A 16,867-nucleotide genomic window follows, 5' to 3' on the forward strand; every position below is an offset into this window, starting at 1 on the left:
ATCTGGCACATCGCTTGCTCGAGTAGTACCAAGAGGCTCGAAATGCGAAAAAACTTCCTCGTCTCGACCACCGTCCTGATCGTCACCGGCATTTTTTGCGCCATGTCTCAGGCAGCCTCGCCGACCTCATTTATGTATCTCCTTTCCGACTTCACCGGAGTGATTCCTTACAGCGACGTGAAGCTCCACGCCGACAGGGCTCATGACGAGATCTATGCGATCCTCGGGAACACCATTCGGACCTTCAACGCCGCCGGGATGGAGATTTACAGCTTCACGATCGACCCTGCGCTGGGCACGGTTTACGACCTGGTGGTCGAGGAAGACGGCGGGCTTCTTCTCCTGGTCCTCGACTTGCAGCCGGGGGAGCCTCTCCGGTGGTTCATTCTCCGCTGCGATTACCGCGGCCGGCCCCAGGCGGAGCTGCCGCTCACCGGGCTGCCGCCCGAGCTGGTCTCCTTCCGGCCGAATGCCATGTTCCTGGAGACCGACCGACTGCTTCTCGTCGCCAAGGCCGACCTCGAGGTGGTGTCGTTCGACCGCGGCGGGCGGTTCCGCGAGCGGATCGACCTGGCGGCGCGCTGCAAGGTCGCGGATTTCCGGCGAGCCGGCCACGAGATCGCGGGGTTCGACGTCGCGGAGAACGGCGATCTCCTGTTCACCGTCCCGACCCTCTTCCGTGCCTTCGTCGTTCCACGGCAGGGAGAGTTCCGCTCCTTCGGACATCCGGGCTCGACTTCTGGCTCTTTCGGGGTCGTGGACGGAATCGTGGCCGACGATCAGGGAGGCGCGCTGGTGGCCGACAAGAATCGCGGCGTGGTGATGCGGTTCGACAGGAATCTGGAGTTCGTCGCGGAATTCGGAGATGCGGGAGAAGGTCCTGCCTTACTGATCCGTCCCGCCGAGCTCGCCTTCGGAAGTCATTCCACGCTCTACGTCACCCAGGCGCGGGATCGGGGGGTGGCGGTATTCCGCCTCGAGCCGCCTGCCGAGGCGGGCGGCACCGCAGCCACTCCTTAGAGCTTCCGTCGCTGCGCCGGCACCCCGTCCGGAACCTCGCTCCTTCCTACTCGCACCGCAGGACCACGATCGGGTCCACCGTGGCGGCGCGACGCGCCGGAAGGTAGCTGGCCGCGAGCGAGACGAGGACCAGCAGCGCCGTCATGACGACGAAGGTCAGGGGATCGGTCGGCGCCAGGTTGGTTAGAAGGCTCCGCAACAGGCGCGTGAGCCCCCAGGCTCCCCCCAGACCGATGGCGACGCCGAAGGCCGACAGGACGAGCCCCTTCCCCACCACCAGCCGCATGACCTCCTGGCGGGGTGCTCCCATCGCCAGGCGGATGCCGATCTCCCGCGTGCGCTGCGCGACGGTGAAGGCCATCACGCCATAGACGCCGAGCACCGCGGTCGAGAGCGCGATGAACGCGAAGATGGCGATGAGGGTCATGTTGAAGCGCGGATTGACCAGCTGATATCCCACCAGCTTCTCCATCGTCATGATGCGGCCGATCTCCATGTCGGGGTCCACTCCGGCGAGACGGGCGCGGATCGCGGCCGTCTGCTGCTCGGGATCGCCGGAGGTTCGCACGATGAGCTGGACGGCCCAGCGTGGAAGCTGCGCGAAAGGCCAGTAGATCTGGGGTGCGGGGCGCTCGTCGGGATTGAAGGGACGGACGTCGCCCACCACGCCGACGATTTCGAAGGTCTCCTGATGCAGCAGCATCCGGAGGCGCTGGCCGATGGGGTTTCCATCCGGCCAGAAACGCCGCGCCATGGTCTCGTTGATAATGGCCACCTTCGGTTTCCCCGCCGCATCCTCGGGCGTGAAGCTCCGGCCGCGCAGGAGCGGGATACCGAGCGTCTTGAAGTAGCCTGGATCGACGTCGAACCAGGCGACCGAGGGCCGTTTCCCGGCCGGCGGGACCAGCCGTCCTTCGATCGTGAACTCCTGCTCGCCGTCTCCCCCCGACAGCGGCACGGCCGAGCCCTCCGCCACCGAGACGACGGACGGCACCGACGCCACCTCTTCCGCGGCGCGCCGGAACAGCTGAGCCACCTGCGAGGCTTCGGGATACTTTCCGGGAGAGCTGAACAGAGGCACGATGGCGAGGTTCCGGCGATCGAAGCCGGGCTGCCAATCCACCAGGTTCGCGAAGCTACGCATCAGCAATCCGGCGGCGATGAGCAGCAGCAGGGACAGGGCGATTTCCCCCACGACCAGACCGTTGCGGATGCGCACGCCGCGCGGCCGCTCGCTCGCCGCCCGCGAGCTCTTCAGGGCATCCTGGAGGCTCACCGAGCTGCCATGGAGGGCCGGGATCAGCCCGGAGAGCAGACTGACGAGCAGGGAAAGCAGAATCGTGAAGCCAAGCACGGGAAGGCTCACGTGGACATCCTGAAGGCGCGGGAACCAGTCGGGCGCCAATTTGAGGAAGAAGTCGACGGCCCAGAAAGCCACCAGCGCTCCGACGCAGGCTCCGGCCGCGGCCAGGAGGAGGCTCTCGCTCAGCATGGTGCGCATCAAGTCGAGGCGATTGGCGCCCAGGGCCAGGCGCACCGCCTGCTCCTTCTCCTGCGCGAGCGAGCGCGCCAGCATCAGGTTGGCCACGTTGGCGCACGCGATCAGCAGGACCAGCCCGACCGCGCCCAGGAAGATCAGGAGCGCCGGACGCACCGGCCGGGTGATCCGCTCGCCCAGCGACTGCACCGAGACGCCCCAGCCGGCGTTGGTGTCGGGATGCTCCTTGGCCAGCTGCGCCCGTAGCGTGTCCATCTCGGATTGCGCCTGATCCAGGGTGGCGCCGTCCGCGAGGCGCGCGAATGGAATGAACCCCCGCCAGTCGCGCTTGTCCTGGCGCTCCGGCCAAAGCGGAATCCACAGGTCGATGGACTCGAGGTTCTGCACCTCGAAGCCCGCCGGCAGCACCCCGATCACCTCGTAGGGCTCCGAGTCGATGTCGAGACGGCGGCCCACCGCGGCTGCCTCTCCCCCGAGGTGCGTCCGCCAGAACGCATGGCTCACGAGCGCGACATGCTGTCGCCCGGGAAGCATGTCCGGCTCCTCGAAGGTCCGGCCGGTTGCCGGCTTGACCTCGAAGGCCCGGAAGAACCCGGGCGTCGCGATTCCGCCGCGAGTGCCGAGAGTCTTGCCGGCCAGCTTCACGCTGAACGGCCAGCTTCTCGCCAACCCGATCGCCTGCAGCGTCCGGCTGCGGCGCGCCCAATCCGACGCATTGGCGGGGGAAGCCGCGCACCAGCTCCCCAGCTGCTCGACATTGGTCTCGCAGACGTAGACCAGGCGATCCGGGCGCGGATAGGGCAGCGGCCGGAGCAGGACCCCATGAACGAAGCTGAAGATGGTGGTGTTGGCGCCCATCCCCAGCGCGAGCGTCAGGACGACGGCGAGCGAGAATCCGGGAGCGTGGGCGAGTCGGCGGGCGGCCAGGCGCAGATCGCGAAGGAATCCGCTCACGAGAGCCTCCTTTCGAGAGAGAAATCCTGACCACGGAGCAGCAAGTCCGATGCCAGACCATTCCCAGGTCAGGATCGCGCCGGGCCCCCTCGCGGTCTCCTCTTTTCCCAGGCCGGCATCGTCCGCTTCCGGAATTCACGCGGCCGGAACCGGACGATGCCGATTGCGCCGGCGCCCGAGCGGCACTCCTTCCGTCCCGACGCCATGTTCCTCGAGTCCGGCAGGCTGCTGAAGGCCGAAAAGCGCCGCGCCTCGTCCGGAATCTCGTCTAGCCTGCTTTGCGGCCGGGTCCGGATGCCGGCACCGGCAGGAGGCCGCGCTTGCCGGCGAGGGTGTCGAGCGTGACGGACGCGAACGTGCTGCGGGTGTTCTCGTCCACCTCGTCGAAGAGACGCTTGAGCCGGCAGGTGGGTAGGTTGGCGCAGGGTTCGGGGCGGTCCTGGATGAGGCACTGGCGCAGAGGTCGGGGAGGCTCGAAGGCGCTGACAACGTCGAGGACGGTGACTTTGGACGGCTCCTTGGCGAGCCGGTAGCCTCCGCCGACACCGCGCGTTCCCGTCGCGATCCCCGAGCGGACGAGACGCTGGAACACCTTCGCGAGAGCCGCCTCGGGAACGCCATAGCGACCGGCAACCTGGGCGACGGTGACCTGGGCGTCGTCCTCCGCCTGGGCCATCTCGAGAGCCGCATACAGCGCGTAGCGCGTGCTCTTGTTGAGCTTCAAGACCTGAGATCCAGGTCGAGGCAGAGGCGAGCGGACGGGCGGAAGCCCTGCCGGTGGAAGAAGCCGAGCAGGGGTTGATCATCCCAGCTCACCTCCGTGCGAATCGAGGCCACGCCGAGGCCCGTCAGGTTGGTCCGGAGCTGAGATAGCAGCGCCGCGCCCACACCCCGGCCGCGAAAGGCGGGATGCACTCCCAGCGTGTCGAGAACCGCCACCGGCTCGAGCATCCCGAACTCGCCGTAATAAACCTTCGCGATCAGGAACGCGCAGAACCGGCCGCCCTGCTCCGCGGCGAGCGAGATCCTGATGCCCGTCTCCTGCTGGCTCTCGCGCAGCTTGACGCGGAAATACTCGTCACGCCGACGGCCCACGATGCGCGCATCGAGCGCGATGACCGACTCCAAATCCGACGGGCGCAGGTTGCGCACGACGATCGCATCGCGCTCCGGATGGATGTCCTCCATGGCGACCTCCGGTTTCTCAGGCAATGAGCTGTCCTCCATCCACTCGCAGGACCTGCCCGGTGATGTGCCTGGCGAGAGGCGAGACGAGGAATAGAACGGCGCCGGCGACATCCTCGGGGTCGCCCATGCGGCCGAGCGCGGCCTCTTCCGCAGCCCGATCGCGATGCTCTCTGGGCAGGACGTCGGTCATGGGCGTGTGAATCATCCCGGGAGAAATCAGGTTGACCCGGATCCCGAACCGTCCCACCTCACGTGCGGCGCTGCGCCCCAGCCCGATGAGCCCGGCCTTGCTCGCGGCATAGTTTGTCTGGCCGAACCGGCCCCGCTCCCCATTGATCGAGGTGATGAGGACGATGGCCCCCTCGCCCGTCTCGCGCATCCAGGGGACGACCCGCTTGAGCACGAGAAAGGCCGAATCGAGGTTGATGCGCATCACCGCGTCCCAGTCGGCCTCCGGGAGCTTCCAGAGCACCGCGTCCCGAGCGATCCCGGCGCCATGAACCAGGATGTCGAGGCGTCCATGCTCGCGCCGGAACGCCTCGAGCTGCCGGTCGATCGACTCGCGGCTGGCGAGATCGCACTCCAGCCTGGCGGCCCCTTCCGGAGCGGCAATCCCGGGGCGATCGAGGCTGGTGACCTCGCATCCGGCCGTCAGCAGAAGCTTCACGATCGCGGAGCCGATTCCTCCCCCGCCGCCCGTGACGAGCGCGATCTTGCCCTTCAGAGAGAGGAGATCCGCGAGTCCCGAGGTCGGGGTCATGCTCCGGCTCCGGCGACCGCCGTGGTCGTGCCGTCCCCTTGGCCGAACACCATTCTCCGGGCCGCGAGCTTGCGCACCCGGTAGGCTCCCCAAAGGCTCGCGCCGAGAGCGCCGGCGAAGACTGAATCACGATGCGCGCGAATCTGGATGGGCGCTTTCTCCGCCTCGGCGGCCTCCTGCAGCGCCGCCAGCAGGCCGATGTCGGCGGCCAATCCGCCGGTGACCAGGGTCACCCCCCGCGCCGAGGAGGAGACGAGAAGGCGCAGGTATCTTCCGGCCATCGACTCATGAATCCCCTTGATGATGTTGGGCGTCGAGACTCCGCGCGACACCATGTTGATGACGTCGGTCTCCGCCAGCACGGCGCAGATCGACGAGCAGGTCTCCGGCTTCGTGGCCTGCTTCGACAGAGGGCCGATTTCATCCAGCGTGATTCCCAGGTACCGGCTGATGTTCTCGAGAAATTGACCCGAGCCGGAGGCGCACTGGCTGGTCATGCGATAGCCGAGGACTCTCGCCCGGTGGTCCATCACGATGCCGCGGGTGTGGAGCGCGCCGATGTCGAGAATGGACCGCGCCTCGGGATCGAGGAACAGTCCGCCGCGGGCATGGGTCGTCATTCCGTAGAAATGGCCGGTGCGGAACGGCACCATCTCGCCCTCGCCCGTGGTCGCGATATAGGCGAGATCTTCACGGGCCAGCCCGGCCTGACTCAGGCAATCCCCGAAAAGGTCGTCGGCGACCTTCTGGCAGTCGCGCCGGCGGATCCGCTCGCAGCGGGTCAGCAGAACGCGCGCCGCTCCCTCCCCGGTATCCTCCAGCAGCGCCACCTTCACGGCCGAGGAGCCCACGTCGATTCCCGCCACGCATAGCGCGGATGAGACAGGGTGGCTTCCTTGCCGCGCCCCGGCGCTCATGCGGCTCTCCCGCCTTCAGCGCCCCGGTCCGAGGTCGCCTCCCCGCTTCCCGGCGAACCCCGCCGCAGCCACTCCCGCCGGGCGAAGAGCGCCGCGCCCAGGGCCCCCGTGTAGATCGAATCCGGCGAGATGTTCAGCGTCATCTCCCCGTAGTTGTCGATGATGAGCCCGCGCAGCGCTCTCACGGCGGCGGGGTTCTTCGCCACGCCGCCGGTGAAGGTGAACTCGTCGCTCACGCCGCCCGAGCGCGCCAGCAGCGACAGCGCGCGCAGGATGATCGCCCGGTGCAGCCCCGCCAGGATGTCCTCGCGCTTCTCTCCCAGCGACAGACGCTCGCGCAGCTCGGCGCCGGCGAAGACGGTGCAGGTGGAGTTGATGCGCACCGGCCGGCTGGAGCGGCAAGCCATCGGCCCCAACTCCTGGACGCCCAGGTTCATCTCGTCGGCAATATAGCCGAGGTAGCGGCCGCAGCCGGCGGCACAGCGGTCGTTCATCTGGAAGGAGATCACGATGCCTTCGGCGTCCACTTGGATCGCCTTGGTGTCCTGTCCGCCGATGTCGAGCACGGTGCGCGTGCCGGGGAACATGGCGTGCGCCCCGAGGCCGTGGCAGAGGATCTCGGAGCGGATCTGTTCCTTGGGAAACGGCAGCGTGGCCCTCCCGTAGCCGGTGCCGACGGTGCAGGCGAGATCAAGCGTCACCTCGGCAACCTCCTCCACCGCCCGCGTCAGCGCGGCCGGAGCTTCGGGCAGGCGCGACAACGCCGCCCGGGCATGGCGCCCGAAATTCCCCGCATCGGTCGGACGGTTCTCCACGTCCAGAATCGCCTTGTCGAACAAACCGACCAGCCGGTCGAATCCCACCGGCGAGGTCTTCGCCGCCTCCTCCGCGAGCCGCAGGTAGATGCTCCCGGCGAGATCCCGGAAGAAATCGCTCTTGCGGCTGGCCCCCGACCGGAAGAGCTCAGCCGCGCCCCGCTCCATGGCTGCGAGGATCTCCCCGACGACCTCGCGCAGCGCGTCCGAATCACCCTCGGCCATGAACCGGTGCATCACCTCGCTCAGGACCCGCAGCTGAGAGCGATACTGCTGCTCGCGCAGCCCATGCTCCAGCTCGGCCAGGAGCGCGCGCCCGCTCCCGGCGGCGGGGTCCGACCCTTCCAGCGCTGAGGCGACCAGGGCGAAGCGCGCGCCGATGAGCCCTTCGGAGAGCGCCACGTCGCAGGCTATCTTGTAGTTGCTCCGGCTGTTGGTGATGCCGCGGCCCAGGATGGCGCCGCTTTCCGCCAGGATGACCGCCTTGGTGGTCGTCGAGCCCAGGTCGATTCCCACGCAGCACTTCATGCCCCGCCCCCGTTCACCGACCGCTCCCACTGGCTTCCGGCGCGTCGTGCGCCTCCGGTGCTCCCCGTTTCCTGGTTGCGCATCAGTGCACCGCGTGCATCCGCTTCTGCTCGATCATCTGGAAGTAGGATTCGAGCCGGTTCTTGATGTTGGCCGCCGAAAAATACCTGGGATCGACCAGGTCGCTCTCGATGAAACCGCCGGGACGGCCGGTGCGCTTCTCCACCTCGCGGAGGATCATGAGCTGGCCGGCGCTGAAGGAGTTGCAGCTCTTGATCGAGTTCACGAGCAGCCCGTCGGCGTCGTAGTCCTTGACGTAGCGGGAGAGCATGTCGACGCGGCTTGGCAGGCTCAGGTTGGTGTAGCAGCCCATGCAGTAATCGGCCAGCGTCTCGAGCGGGCGCGAGGGATCGTGGCGGAAGCCCGTGTCGTACACGCCGCCCACCTTGGTGTAGGTGGAAGCGACGACGACCGCCCCCTCGTCGGCGAACATCTTCCAGAACTCGCGGAAGCTGGTCCAGTTCGGCGGTCCCTCCACCACCAGCCGGAAGCGCTCGCGATCCACGGCGCCGTCGGGCGTCACGGGGCCCAGGTTCAGACGCTTGCGCTCCTCGACCTCCTCGCGCAGCGTCCGGTAGTAATCCACCGCCTCCGGCGTTCCGCGAAAGGCGGTGAAGATGGGACCGATGTAATAGACGCCGCCGAAATAGGCGTCGATGGGCGAAGGGCGATGCTTCGCAGATTCCAGGACGGCCACCAGATCGTCTTCCGCGCGCGCCGACAGTGCCAGCATCTCTCGTAACCGGTCCTCGTCATACCGCCTCCCGGAAACCGACTCCAGAGCAGGGATGATCTTCTCCTTCAGCTGCGCGACGACGTAGCGGCGCATCTCCTCGGTCACGACGCCATCCGCCTGGTAGGGAACGTGCAGCATGGCCACCGGACAGGAGTATTCCTCCTTGAGAATCTCGAACCACTTCATGAAGGTGAAGCAGCCGGTGTAGGAAAGGAGGAGCAGGTCCGGGTCCGGGAGCCGCTCGCCGGTCGGGCCGACGTTGCCCGATTTCATCATTCCGAGATCGCACTTCACGTAGGTGCAGACATCCTCGGAGTGGCCCAGCTTCTCGGCCACGGCGATGTACTCGCGCGATTTCCCGCGCATCGCCGATTGCAGCGCGTTGATCTCGGGAAGCACCGGCAGGAGATCGAACGAGCGCAGCAGCTCGGTCAGGTTGCCCGGGACGAAGGTGTAGGCGTTCTTCTCCCCGGACCCGGGGCAGCCGGCGAGCCGGTGATAGTGCTCGGCAATCATCCGCTTCTGGCGCAGCTGGCTGTCTTCCTTGCACACGGCGGACACCGCGGGAGCCTTCGGATCAATGGGCGTCGGCATGGCGGTTCCCCTCGTCGCTCCACAGCTTGATCGAATCGGCAAACGTTCCCGTCTGCTCGCGGATGACCTGGAACTGCCCGTTGTTCTCGGCGAACTTGAAGGCGGTGTAGGGGACGCCCGCCTTTTCCAGGACCTTGATCGCCATCGGCTGATCGAGCAGCGCGGGATCGCAGAAGCTGGCCGCGCAGAAGACGACCCCTTCGGCCCCCGCGCACCGCACGCGGCGCACCAGCTCGCTTCCTTTCTCGCCCCCGGCGATGAAGCGGATGGGACTGTCCACACCCTGGTCCAGGAAGGCTTCCACCAGAGCGTCGAGCGGGTCGGCCGTTTCGCGGATCGGGCCGCGAATCCAGCGGTGCACCTGGACGAAGTCGTCGTCCACGATGTAGCAGCCGGAGCGCTCCAGCGTGCGAATCAATCCGAGTGGAGGCTGCTCGCAAAAGGAGCCGGTGACGACGACGCGCGCCTGGTCCATCATGCGGCGCGTGGTATCGGCTTCAAGCGCCTCGCCATAATCGGCGAGCAGCTTCGTGAAGTCCTCGACGCACAGGACCTGGCCGGCGCGCAGGAGCAGATACAGCTCGCTGGTCGGGACCTTCCAGGGTTCCCGCCGCCGCAGATCGAAGAGCGACTCCACCTGCATGCGATTGGCGTTGTACAGCGCAATCGATTTCCGCAGCGATGCCGCCTCGTAGGGGCGTGCGCCGCGGGCCGTCAGCGCGCGGGAGAGATCCATCAGCGCGCGGCCGTAGAACTCCCCCCCGATGCCCCGATCGAAATCCTGGGGCACGTCGAGATAGAACGAGAGCTTGTGCGGAAACTGGAGCTTCCACATGCCGGAGAGATTCCGGATGACGTCGCAGGTCGCCGGAAAGATCATCCCGTCGAGGACGTCGAGGCTGCCGTCGAGCCCCATTTCGAGCGTGCTGCGCGGAATGTGGCAGATGTAGGACTGGTAGTAGGCGTCGCCGCGAATGATCTCCAGGTTGTCGCCGCCGCCCATGATGCCCACCGGCAGCACGCCTTGCGCGTGCAGCAGCTCGCGCGGGATATAGACGGGCATGAAGCCGACCGCCAGAGAACCCGTGCGCCCCTTCCATTCGCGCACCGAGCCGAGGGCCGTGTCCCGGTAAAGCTTCTCGGCGATGCCGACGATCTTCCCCAGCTCTCCTTCCGGGCCGGCCGGGCTTCTCACGCGTTCCTCCACTCCGGCGGCCGCTTCTCCAGGAACGCCTGAAGTCCTTCGACCGCATCGGAGGTCTTCATCAGGTCTTCGCAATAGGACCTTTCGATCTCAGCCAGCTCCGCGCGGAATCTCCGGCCGAAGGCGGCGCGCGCCGCGCGAACCGCCAGCCGCAGGCTCGAGGCGGAGCGGGGCAGCAAGTGTTGTCGCGCGTAGTCGAGGGCCGCATGCGCGGGATCTTCGGCCACCTCGTCGACGAGACCCAGCCGCTGCGCCTCCGCGGCGTCCAGGGTGCGCCCGGAGAGCAGCAGGTCCTCCGCGCCTCCCCGCGTCATCCGTTCCGTCAGGAGCACGGATGCGGCCGGGGCGAAGACGCCCAGCACGATCTCCGGCTGGCCGAACCGGGCGGACGGAGCAGCGAAGATCCGATGACAAAAGGCGGCCAGCTCCAGCCCGCCGCCGAGGCATTGCCCGCGCACCGCCGCGAGGGTCACGACCGACGCATCGAGCATCCGGTAGAAGAGCCCGTGAAAGCCGTGCAGCATCGCCGTGAATTGCTCCGGCAGATGCTCCTGGACGCTGGCGCCGAAGGAGAAATGCGGTCCGTCGCCTTCCAGGAGGACGGCCTTGAGCGAGGGCTCGCGCCGGGCCCGGTCGTAGATCGCCGAGAGCGCCTCGACCTTCTCCCGGTCCAGGATGTTGGCCTTGGGAGTCGCCAGGAAGACCCGCCAGAGAGAGCCGCCTTCGAGAGCTTCGAGACGCACCGGATTCCCGCTCATGCTCGATTTTCCAAATCCAGCTCGAGCTGGACGAAGCTTCCGCCCACGAATCCATTGGAGCGGAAGAAGGAGAGAATCGGAACGTTGCCCCGGCCGACCATCGTCCGCACGCGCTCGACTCCGGCTTTCTTGAAGCGCCGGCAGGCCTCGGAGAGCAGCTCCGAGGCCACTCCCTTGCGCATATGGGCCGGATCCACTCCTACCGCGAAGATCCAGCCGCAGATGTCGGAGCCGAACTCGAAGGCGCGCACCTCGCCCAGGAGAAAGGCGACGAGACCGCGCTCCCCCTCGGCGCACAATCCGACGCGCGGCGTGCCGTCGGAATCCTCGAGGAAGCGCTTGAAGACTCCCTTCCAATATCCGGGGTTCTTCCTGCCCGTGTGCAAGGCGTCGATCCGGATGACCTCCGCGAGGTCCGCGGGGCCCAAATCGCGCGTGCGCTGCGCCACGGCCTGCTTGCTCACCTCGCCGCTCCCGCTCCGTGGACGGAGGAAAGCAGCTCCCGGAGGAGATCGTCGTTCCAGTCGCACCCTTCGGCCAGGCGCCGGCGAAGGAGCAGGAAGTCGACCTCGCGATGCTCCTTGTCTCCTTCGTGGAAGGCGCGGAAGCCGGCGCGCCCCTCGGTCATCATGTTGAGCGCCAGCCAGGCGCGATTCGATTCGCGGTTCCGATCCCAATGCTCCAGCTTGTGCTTTCGGACGCTCTCCAAGGTCTTGGCAAGGCACCCCGGCATGGTCATCGCCAGGGACAGCGCCAGGGAGTCGACCGCTTCGTCCAGCAGCGTCAGATCAATCTCTCCCCGCTTGAGCAGCTCTTTCCCCACGGAAAGCTCCGCCCCTTCCTGGCGCTCGCCCAGGGCGACCCTTCCGAAGGAATCCAGGTAGCGCTGCGTGATCACGAGCGGATTGGGAACGAACGAGCCGTCGACCTTCAACGCGGGGACGATTCGGGTGAGGAGTCCGAGGCGGTAGGCCTTGTGCGCGCTCCACGGCTGGCAGAGCGTGCAGCTCTCCATCGCCGCCTCCACCCCGACGAACAGTGGCAGGAAATCGGTGCTTCCGCCGTCCGGCGCCGAGCCGTGCCGAGGTCCCGCCTGGCCGAACATCGCCAGGTCCTGCGCCACCGAGAAGTCGCAGGCCATGCCGATCTCCTGTCCGCCGGCGATGCGCATTCCGTTGACGCGGCAGATCACCGGCTTGTCGCACGACAGGATCGCGCTGACCATATCGTTGAAGAGCCGCATGTAGAGGCGGTATTCCTGCGGGCGGCCGGCGTAGTACTCGGCATATTCGGCGGTGTTGCCACCGGTGCAGAAGGCGCGGTGGCCGCTTCCCGTGAGGACGACGGCCACGCAGCGGCGATCATTGGACGCGCGTCGAAATCCGAGGATCACCCCCTTGGCCATCTCGGTGGTGTAGGAATTGAGCTGGTCGGGATTGTCGAGCGTGATGCGGACGACGTGGAGACCTTCCGCCACGGCGCCGTCCGCGCGCTTCAGGGGCGTCGTGGCATAGCGGACGCCCGAGTGCTCCGTGCCGGCTGCCAGATCGTGATCCTTGAGGTTCATTTTCTACTCCTGCGGAACCAGAATGACGCGTCGCGCGATCTTCCGCTCATGGATCAAAGGAAAGACTTCGTTGATGGTGGCAAGAGGCCGGCGCTCGAGGAACTCCCCAAGCGCGACCTTCCCCGAGAGAATCAAATCGACAACGGCCGGATAGTGCTCGGGCAGGCAGCCCCAGTTCCCCTGCGCCGTGGCGTCCATCGCCATCAGGTTGGAGAGCCGCAGCTCGATCTTCTGCGCGGTAAATCCGACGATTGCGAGATACCCGCCATGTCCCAGCAGGCCGAACGCCGTCGTCTGGCCCTGCGTGGTGCCCGAGGTTTCGAAGATCTTCTGCCGGTAAGTCGGAATATCGCGTGCTTCGGCGAAGCTCTTCAACGCCGCCTTCAGTCCCTTGGCATCGAGCTGGTCGGCGCGCAGCGTGAGAGAGCAGCCGTGTCGGGCCATGAGAGCCAGCCGCTGGGCGCTCACGTCGATGGCCGCCACGTGCGCCCCGAGCGCGGCGGCAATCTGGGCGCCGAAGCCTCCCACGCCGCCGACGCCCACGAACACCGCGAGATCGCCCGCCTTCAGCCCGCTGCGCAAAATGGCCTGATAGGGAGTCGAGACGGCGTCGGCGACCACCGACAACGAGGCCAGGTCGACTCCGGACCGGTTGACCTCCTGGTCACCGAGATCGGGCACCGGGCACAATCCGTGGGCGGGCACGATCAGATGGGTGGCAAATCCGCCGTGCACATCGCAGCCTGGAAAGGTCTGGCGGGGACAAATCGACCCGTGACCGTCCCGGCAGACCTGGCAGCGGCCACATGGAATCACGGCGGGGACGATCACCTGACGTCCCATCCAGGAGGAAGTGTCATCGCCGGTCTGCACGACCGTGCCGCTCACCTCGTGACCGAGCGTCAGGGGGAATGGCTTGCGGGTGGGGACACCTTCGTAGAAGAAGCCCAAATCCGTGTGGCAGACGCCGCAGCCCTCCACCCGGACCGTGACCTCGCCCTTTCCGGCGGATTGATCGCGGGTTTCCCAGGTCATCGGCTCGTTACGGCTTCGAACCATCCAGCCCTGGATTTCCATCGGCGCCGCCCCTTCTGGGTCCCTGGGAGGGCATATAAGATGACAAATCGGAAATAGGATACCTATTTCCTAAATATAAAGTCAAGAAGCTTCTTTTTCCACCCCATTCCCGGCGCGATCTGCTTGCAAGGCTTTGCGCGGATTTGCCGCGTGCTTCCCGATCACCGGAATGGCGCCGACTGTTCCTTGAGCTCTTCCATGAGCCCGTCGAGCTCCAGGTCGAGCTTGCGGAGGCGCCCCTCCTCCTGGTCGCAAACTGAATAGCTTTCCTGCTTTTCCTAGCCGCCTTCATCGCGGATGCCCGCCGCCCACGACAGGGCGTACAGCACCGCCACCACCGCCAGCTGCGCCTGGATGCCGATCACGAAGGAGAGGGATTCGAGCAGGCCGCCCACCCCCGCGCCGAGCAGATTCGAGCCCAGCGCCAGGTCTTTCCTGGAGGCGCGACGCAGCGATTCGATGAACACCATCCCGGCGAAGAAGATCGGCAGGTTCAGCACGACCGCGCTCAGCAGGCCGCGCGTCCAGTAACCGTACGCGTCGAAGATTTCCACCGGAAGCAGGTAGGAGACGAGGATCGATCCCAGCAGCATCGGATAGAGGATCGCGGCGCGCGGGGTCCATCGCGATGCCGCCAGATTCGCCAGGAGGATGAGGCCCAGGATGACCGAGATGGTCACGCCGCTCACGACCCAGGTGGATCCCAGCACCAGGGAGCTCTTGCTGATGTTCTGGAATTCCAGGAGCAGGAAGGCGGCCCCCAGCAGGAAGAAATGCGGGCTGACCCGGCGCGGCTTCGGAAGCAGCCCGCGGTAGAGCAGCGCAAAGAGGACGAGGAGGACCCCGGACAGCAGCAGATGGAGCCGCGGAATCGACGGACGCTCGAGATAAAGATAAGGCCAGTCGTCGGTCGATTCGCGCGACGGGGGTTCCAGCACGGGGGGATGCGCCTGGACGTAGCTCTGCAGCTCGGGATCCTGGTCGATCAGGCTTCGCGCCAGCGCGGAGTCCCGGGCCGTGACGAACATCGTCCCGCCCCAGCCGAACGAGCTGGGCGGAATCTTGAAGGCGATCGGATCGTGGCCGAAGGCCCGTTTCAGATTGGCGCCGATCCGTCCGGTGATCCAGGGCCTGGGCGACTCGAAGGAGACCGTCAGGATGCCCTTGTCCGCCAGGTGGTCGCGCGCCGCCTTGAAGCTTTCCACGGTATAGACGTAATGGTCCAGCCGCGTATTGTTGTAGCTCGACGACTGCGCGTGCGCGTCCAGCAGCCCGAACGAGATCAGGTCGTAGCGCCCCGCATCGCGCTTGAAGAAGGCGCGCGCGTCGTCCACCACGAGGGCGACGCGCCGGTCGGAGTAGGGGGATTCCGGATGATAGGCGCGTCCCAGCGCGACGATTCCTGGATCGATCTCCACCGCGGTGACCTTCGAGGCGCCGCCGCGCAGCGCTCCGGCGGCGTCATTGCCTCCCCCCGCCCCTACAATCAGGACCTCCCGCGCGTCTTTCTGGATCCGGTACGGAATGTCGTATTGGCTCAGGTCGCGTCGCGCGGGGTCCAGCCGATCGCGATGTTGCTCGATGAATCGATCCGAGAGGTTCAGCAGCGCCATGTAGCCGACGTTGTTGACGTTCAGGAGATAGCCGCGCTGGAACCCTCCCGCCTCGATCGGCTTCAGCTCGAGCTTCTGATAGGGCGACCAGACGACCCGCTGCGCGTCGCTGACCGGCCACCAGGCCACGAAGCCCACGGCGACCAGCAGCGCGGCCAAGGCGGCGATCTCCCGGCGGCTCCAGCCGCCGGCGGCCGCCAGCAGCGCCGCCGCCAGGAGAAACCAGATCCAGGGAGGCGACGACACGAAGGAAAGAGCGGTGAAGACCCACAATCCCGCCAGCCCCGCAGCCACGTTGATCGAATAAGCCCGCAGAATCCGCGAGTGCTCATCCATGAGACCGCCCATGAGCTGTCCCAGGGGAAACAGGATGACGAGCACCAGGATGAAGACAAGCAGCGTCGAGCCGAGTCCGAGGAGCGTGGCGGCGACCTCGCTGCCGGCGTGGAACTCGTACCAGATGGGAGCATCGGAGAAGACGCTCAACAGCGTCGGCGTGCCGCGCAGCAGGTGGAGCGACTTCCCCTCGAAGCGGACGTTCAGCGGCAGCGTGAGCAGCAGAAGCGTCGCCGCCAGGCCGCCGAGCGCCGCCGTGAGGGGCGCCCGCGCGTTGGCGCGGCAGCAGCCCAGCCCCATTCCCAGAAAGCAGGCCAGCAGGACCAGGTTGTTCACGTAGGCGAAGATGCGGATTTCGGTGGTGAGAAAGCGGATGAGGGCGATTTCCAGGAAGAGAATCAGGAAGCTGACCAGGACCAGCCGCAGCTCCCGGTTCCCTTCCCGCGGCAAGCTCATTCATCTCCCGAGGCGGCGTGGCGGACGGCGTCGTTCAGCCGCCGCAATTCTAGCCAGATCGGGGAGTCGTTTGCATCAGCGGAGGTCGCCCCCGGCCGGGGTGCGCAGAAGCAGAAGGAGCTTCCCCAAGATCAAGGGTCGGCCGCTGACGCGCGGTCGCTCTTTGCCGTCGCGTCCAAGGGTGTCCCCGTCCGGGCTCAGGCAATCGAAGGTTTTCCCGTAAGGAAAAAGAAAAAGGGCGGCTCAGGCCGCCCTTTTTCAAGACACTTCGCAGGGATCAGCTGCTCAGGGCTTGGGGAGGCCGGAGCAGCGGCTGTCGAAATTGCAGCCCACAAGCTGCACCACTTCCCCGGTGTTCTCGATCTCAAGAATCGTGCCGACCCCTCGCGCATAGTACTTGCGCGCGAACAGGCCCGGCTCCAGAAGCGAGTAGTTCTTGGTGACGATGCAGTCTCCCTTGCAGAAGCGCTGGACCAGGGCGGCGGGAACTCCCTCGTCCAGCACCAGGTCCACTCCGTAGGAGTAGGTCGTGGAGAGGATCTCCGTCACATCCTCGGCATTCCCCAGCGAGAACTCCTCCAGGTAGGCATCCCCCACGTGCGGCGAAGCCAGCATGATGATGCCCCCCTTGTCGCCTTCCCGATCCTGCTTGAACGAACCGTCGATGTTGACCAGCTCGGGCAGCACCGGCCGGTCGCCCTTGAAGGTCTCGTACTCCCCGGTTTTCTCGCCGAAGTACCAGACGCTGCCGTCCTTGGCGGGGACGTACCAGTCATCCGTCCCTTC

Annotated in this window: 15 protein-coding genes; 1 reads left to right on the top strand and 14 read right to left on the bottom strand. The window is 66.5% G+C overall.

Annotated elements, in window-relative coordinates; translation table 11 throughout:
- Window positions 1-42 precede the first annotated feature (42 nt).
- Entirely contained in the window at window positions 43-1,020 is a 978-nt protein-coding gene (locus VFW45_14995) for a hypothetical protein (protein HEU5182090.1), read from the top strand.
- Between the two features lie 46 nt (window positions 1,021-1,066).
- Here the strand turns inward: VFW45_14995 and VFW45_15000 are convergent, their stop codons facing one another.
- From VFW45_15000 to VFW45_15065, 14 genes are all read right to left on the bottom strand, one after another.
- A complete protein-coding gene (locus VFW45_15000; protein ID HEU5182091.1) occupies window positions 1,067-3,472 on the bottom strand; it encodes an ABC transporter permease in 2,406 nt (801 codons plus the stop codon).
- A gap of 268 nt (window positions 3,473-3,740) precedes the next feature.
- Complete coding sequence (locus tag VFW45_15005) at window positions 3,741-4,196, bottom strand: Rrf2 family transcriptional regulator (GenBank protein HEU5182092.1); 456 nt, start codon at window positions 4,194-4,196, stop codon at window positions 3,741-3,743.
- Window positions 4,193-4,684: a GNAT family N-acetyltransferase gene (locus VFW45_15010; GenBank protein ID HEU5182093.1), complete on the bottom strand. Its 492-nt coding sequence runs from the start codon at window positions 4,682-4,684 to the stop codon at window positions 4,193-4,195. The genes VFW45_15005 and VFW45_15010 overlap by 4 nt, the downstream gene beginning before the upstream one ends.
- A complete protein-coding gene (locus VFW45_15015; protein ID HEU5182094.1) occupies window positions 4,677-5,420 on the bottom strand; it encodes an SDR family oxidoreductase in 744 nt (247 codons plus the stop codon). Before VFW45_15015 ends, VFW45_15010 begins: the two co-directional genes overlap by 8 nt.
- Entirely contained in the window at window positions 5,417-6,337 is a 921-nt protein-coding gene (gene bcrD, locus VFW45_15020; protein ID HEU5182095.1) for a benzoyl-CoA reductase subunit D, read from the bottom strand. Before bcrD ends, VFW45_15015 begins: the two co-directional genes overlap by 4 nt.
- Window positions 6,334-7,680 carry a BadF/BadG/BcrA/BcrD ATPase family protein gene (locus VFW45_15025; protein HEU5182096.1) on the bottom strand — a complete coding sequence of 449 codons (1,347 nt, stop codon included), beginning with the start codon at window positions 7,678-7,680 and terminating at the stop codon, window positions 6,334-6,336. Before VFW45_15025 ends, bcrD begins: the two co-directional genes overlap by 4 nt.
- Before the next feature lie 82 nt (window positions 7,681-7,762).
- A complete protein-coding gene (bcrB, locus tag VFW45_15030; GenBank protein ID HEU5182097.1) occupies window positions 7,763-9,070 on the bottom strand; it encodes a benzoyl-CoA reductase subunit B in 1,308 nt (435 codons plus the stop codon).
- A complete protein-coding gene (gene bcrC / locus VFW45_15035) occupies window positions 9,054-10,265 on the bottom strand; it encodes a benzoyl-CoA reductase subunit C (protein HEU5182098.1) in 1,212 nt (403 codons plus the stop codon). The genes bcrB and bcrC overlap by 17 nt, the downstream gene beginning before the upstream one ends.
- On the bottom strand, window positions 10,262-11,032 hold the full coding sequence (locus VFW45_15040) for a cyclohexa-1,5-dienecarbonyl-CoA hydratase (GenBank protein ID HEU5182099.1): 771 nt from the start codon (window positions 11,030-11,032) through the stop codon (window positions 10,262-10,264). The genes bcrC and VFW45_15040 overlap by 4 nt, the downstream gene beginning before the upstream one ends.
- On the bottom strand, window positions 11,029-11,496 hold the full coding sequence (locus VFW45_15045; protein ID HEU5182100.1) for a GNAT family N-acetyltransferase: 468 nt from the start codon (window positions 11,494-11,496) through the stop codon (window positions 11,029-11,031). The genes VFW45_15040 and VFW45_15045 overlap by 4 nt, the downstream gene beginning before the upstream one ends.
- On the bottom strand, window positions 11,493-12,599 hold the full coding sequence (oah, locus tag VFW45_15050) for a 6-oxocyclohex-1-ene-1-carbonyl-CoA hydratase (protein ID HEU5182101.1): 1,107 nt from the start codon (window positions 12,597-12,599) through the stop codon (window positions 11,493-11,495). The genes VFW45_15045 and oah overlap by 4 nt, the downstream gene beginning before the upstream one ends.
- 3 nt (window positions 12,600-12,602) lie before the next feature.
- Window positions 12,603-13,676, bottom strand: coding sequence for a 6-hydroxycyclohex-1-ene-1-carbonyl-CoA dehydrogenase (gene had / locus VFW45_15055; protein HEU5182102.1), 1,074 nt, complete (start codon window positions 13,674-13,676; stop codon window positions 12,603-12,605).
- A 278-nt stretch (window positions 13,677-13,954) separates the two neighbouring features.
- Complete coding sequence (locus tag VFW45_15060; GenBank protein HEU5182103.1) at window positions 13,955-16,081, bottom strand: hypothetical protein; 2,127 nt, start codon at window positions 16,079-16,081, stop codon at window positions 13,955-13,957.
- Between the two features lie 285 nt (window positions 16,082-16,366).
- A partial coding sequence (locus tag VFW45_15065) for a hypothetical protein (protein ID HEU5182104.1) occupies window positions 16,367-16,867 on the bottom strand: 501 nt, incomplete at its 5' end.

It is taken from the genome of Candidatus Polarisedimenticolia bacterium, assembly GCA_035764505.1.
In the GTDB taxonomy this organism is placed as follows: Bacteria; Acidobacteriota; Polarisedimenticolia; order Gp22-AA2; family AA152; genus AA152.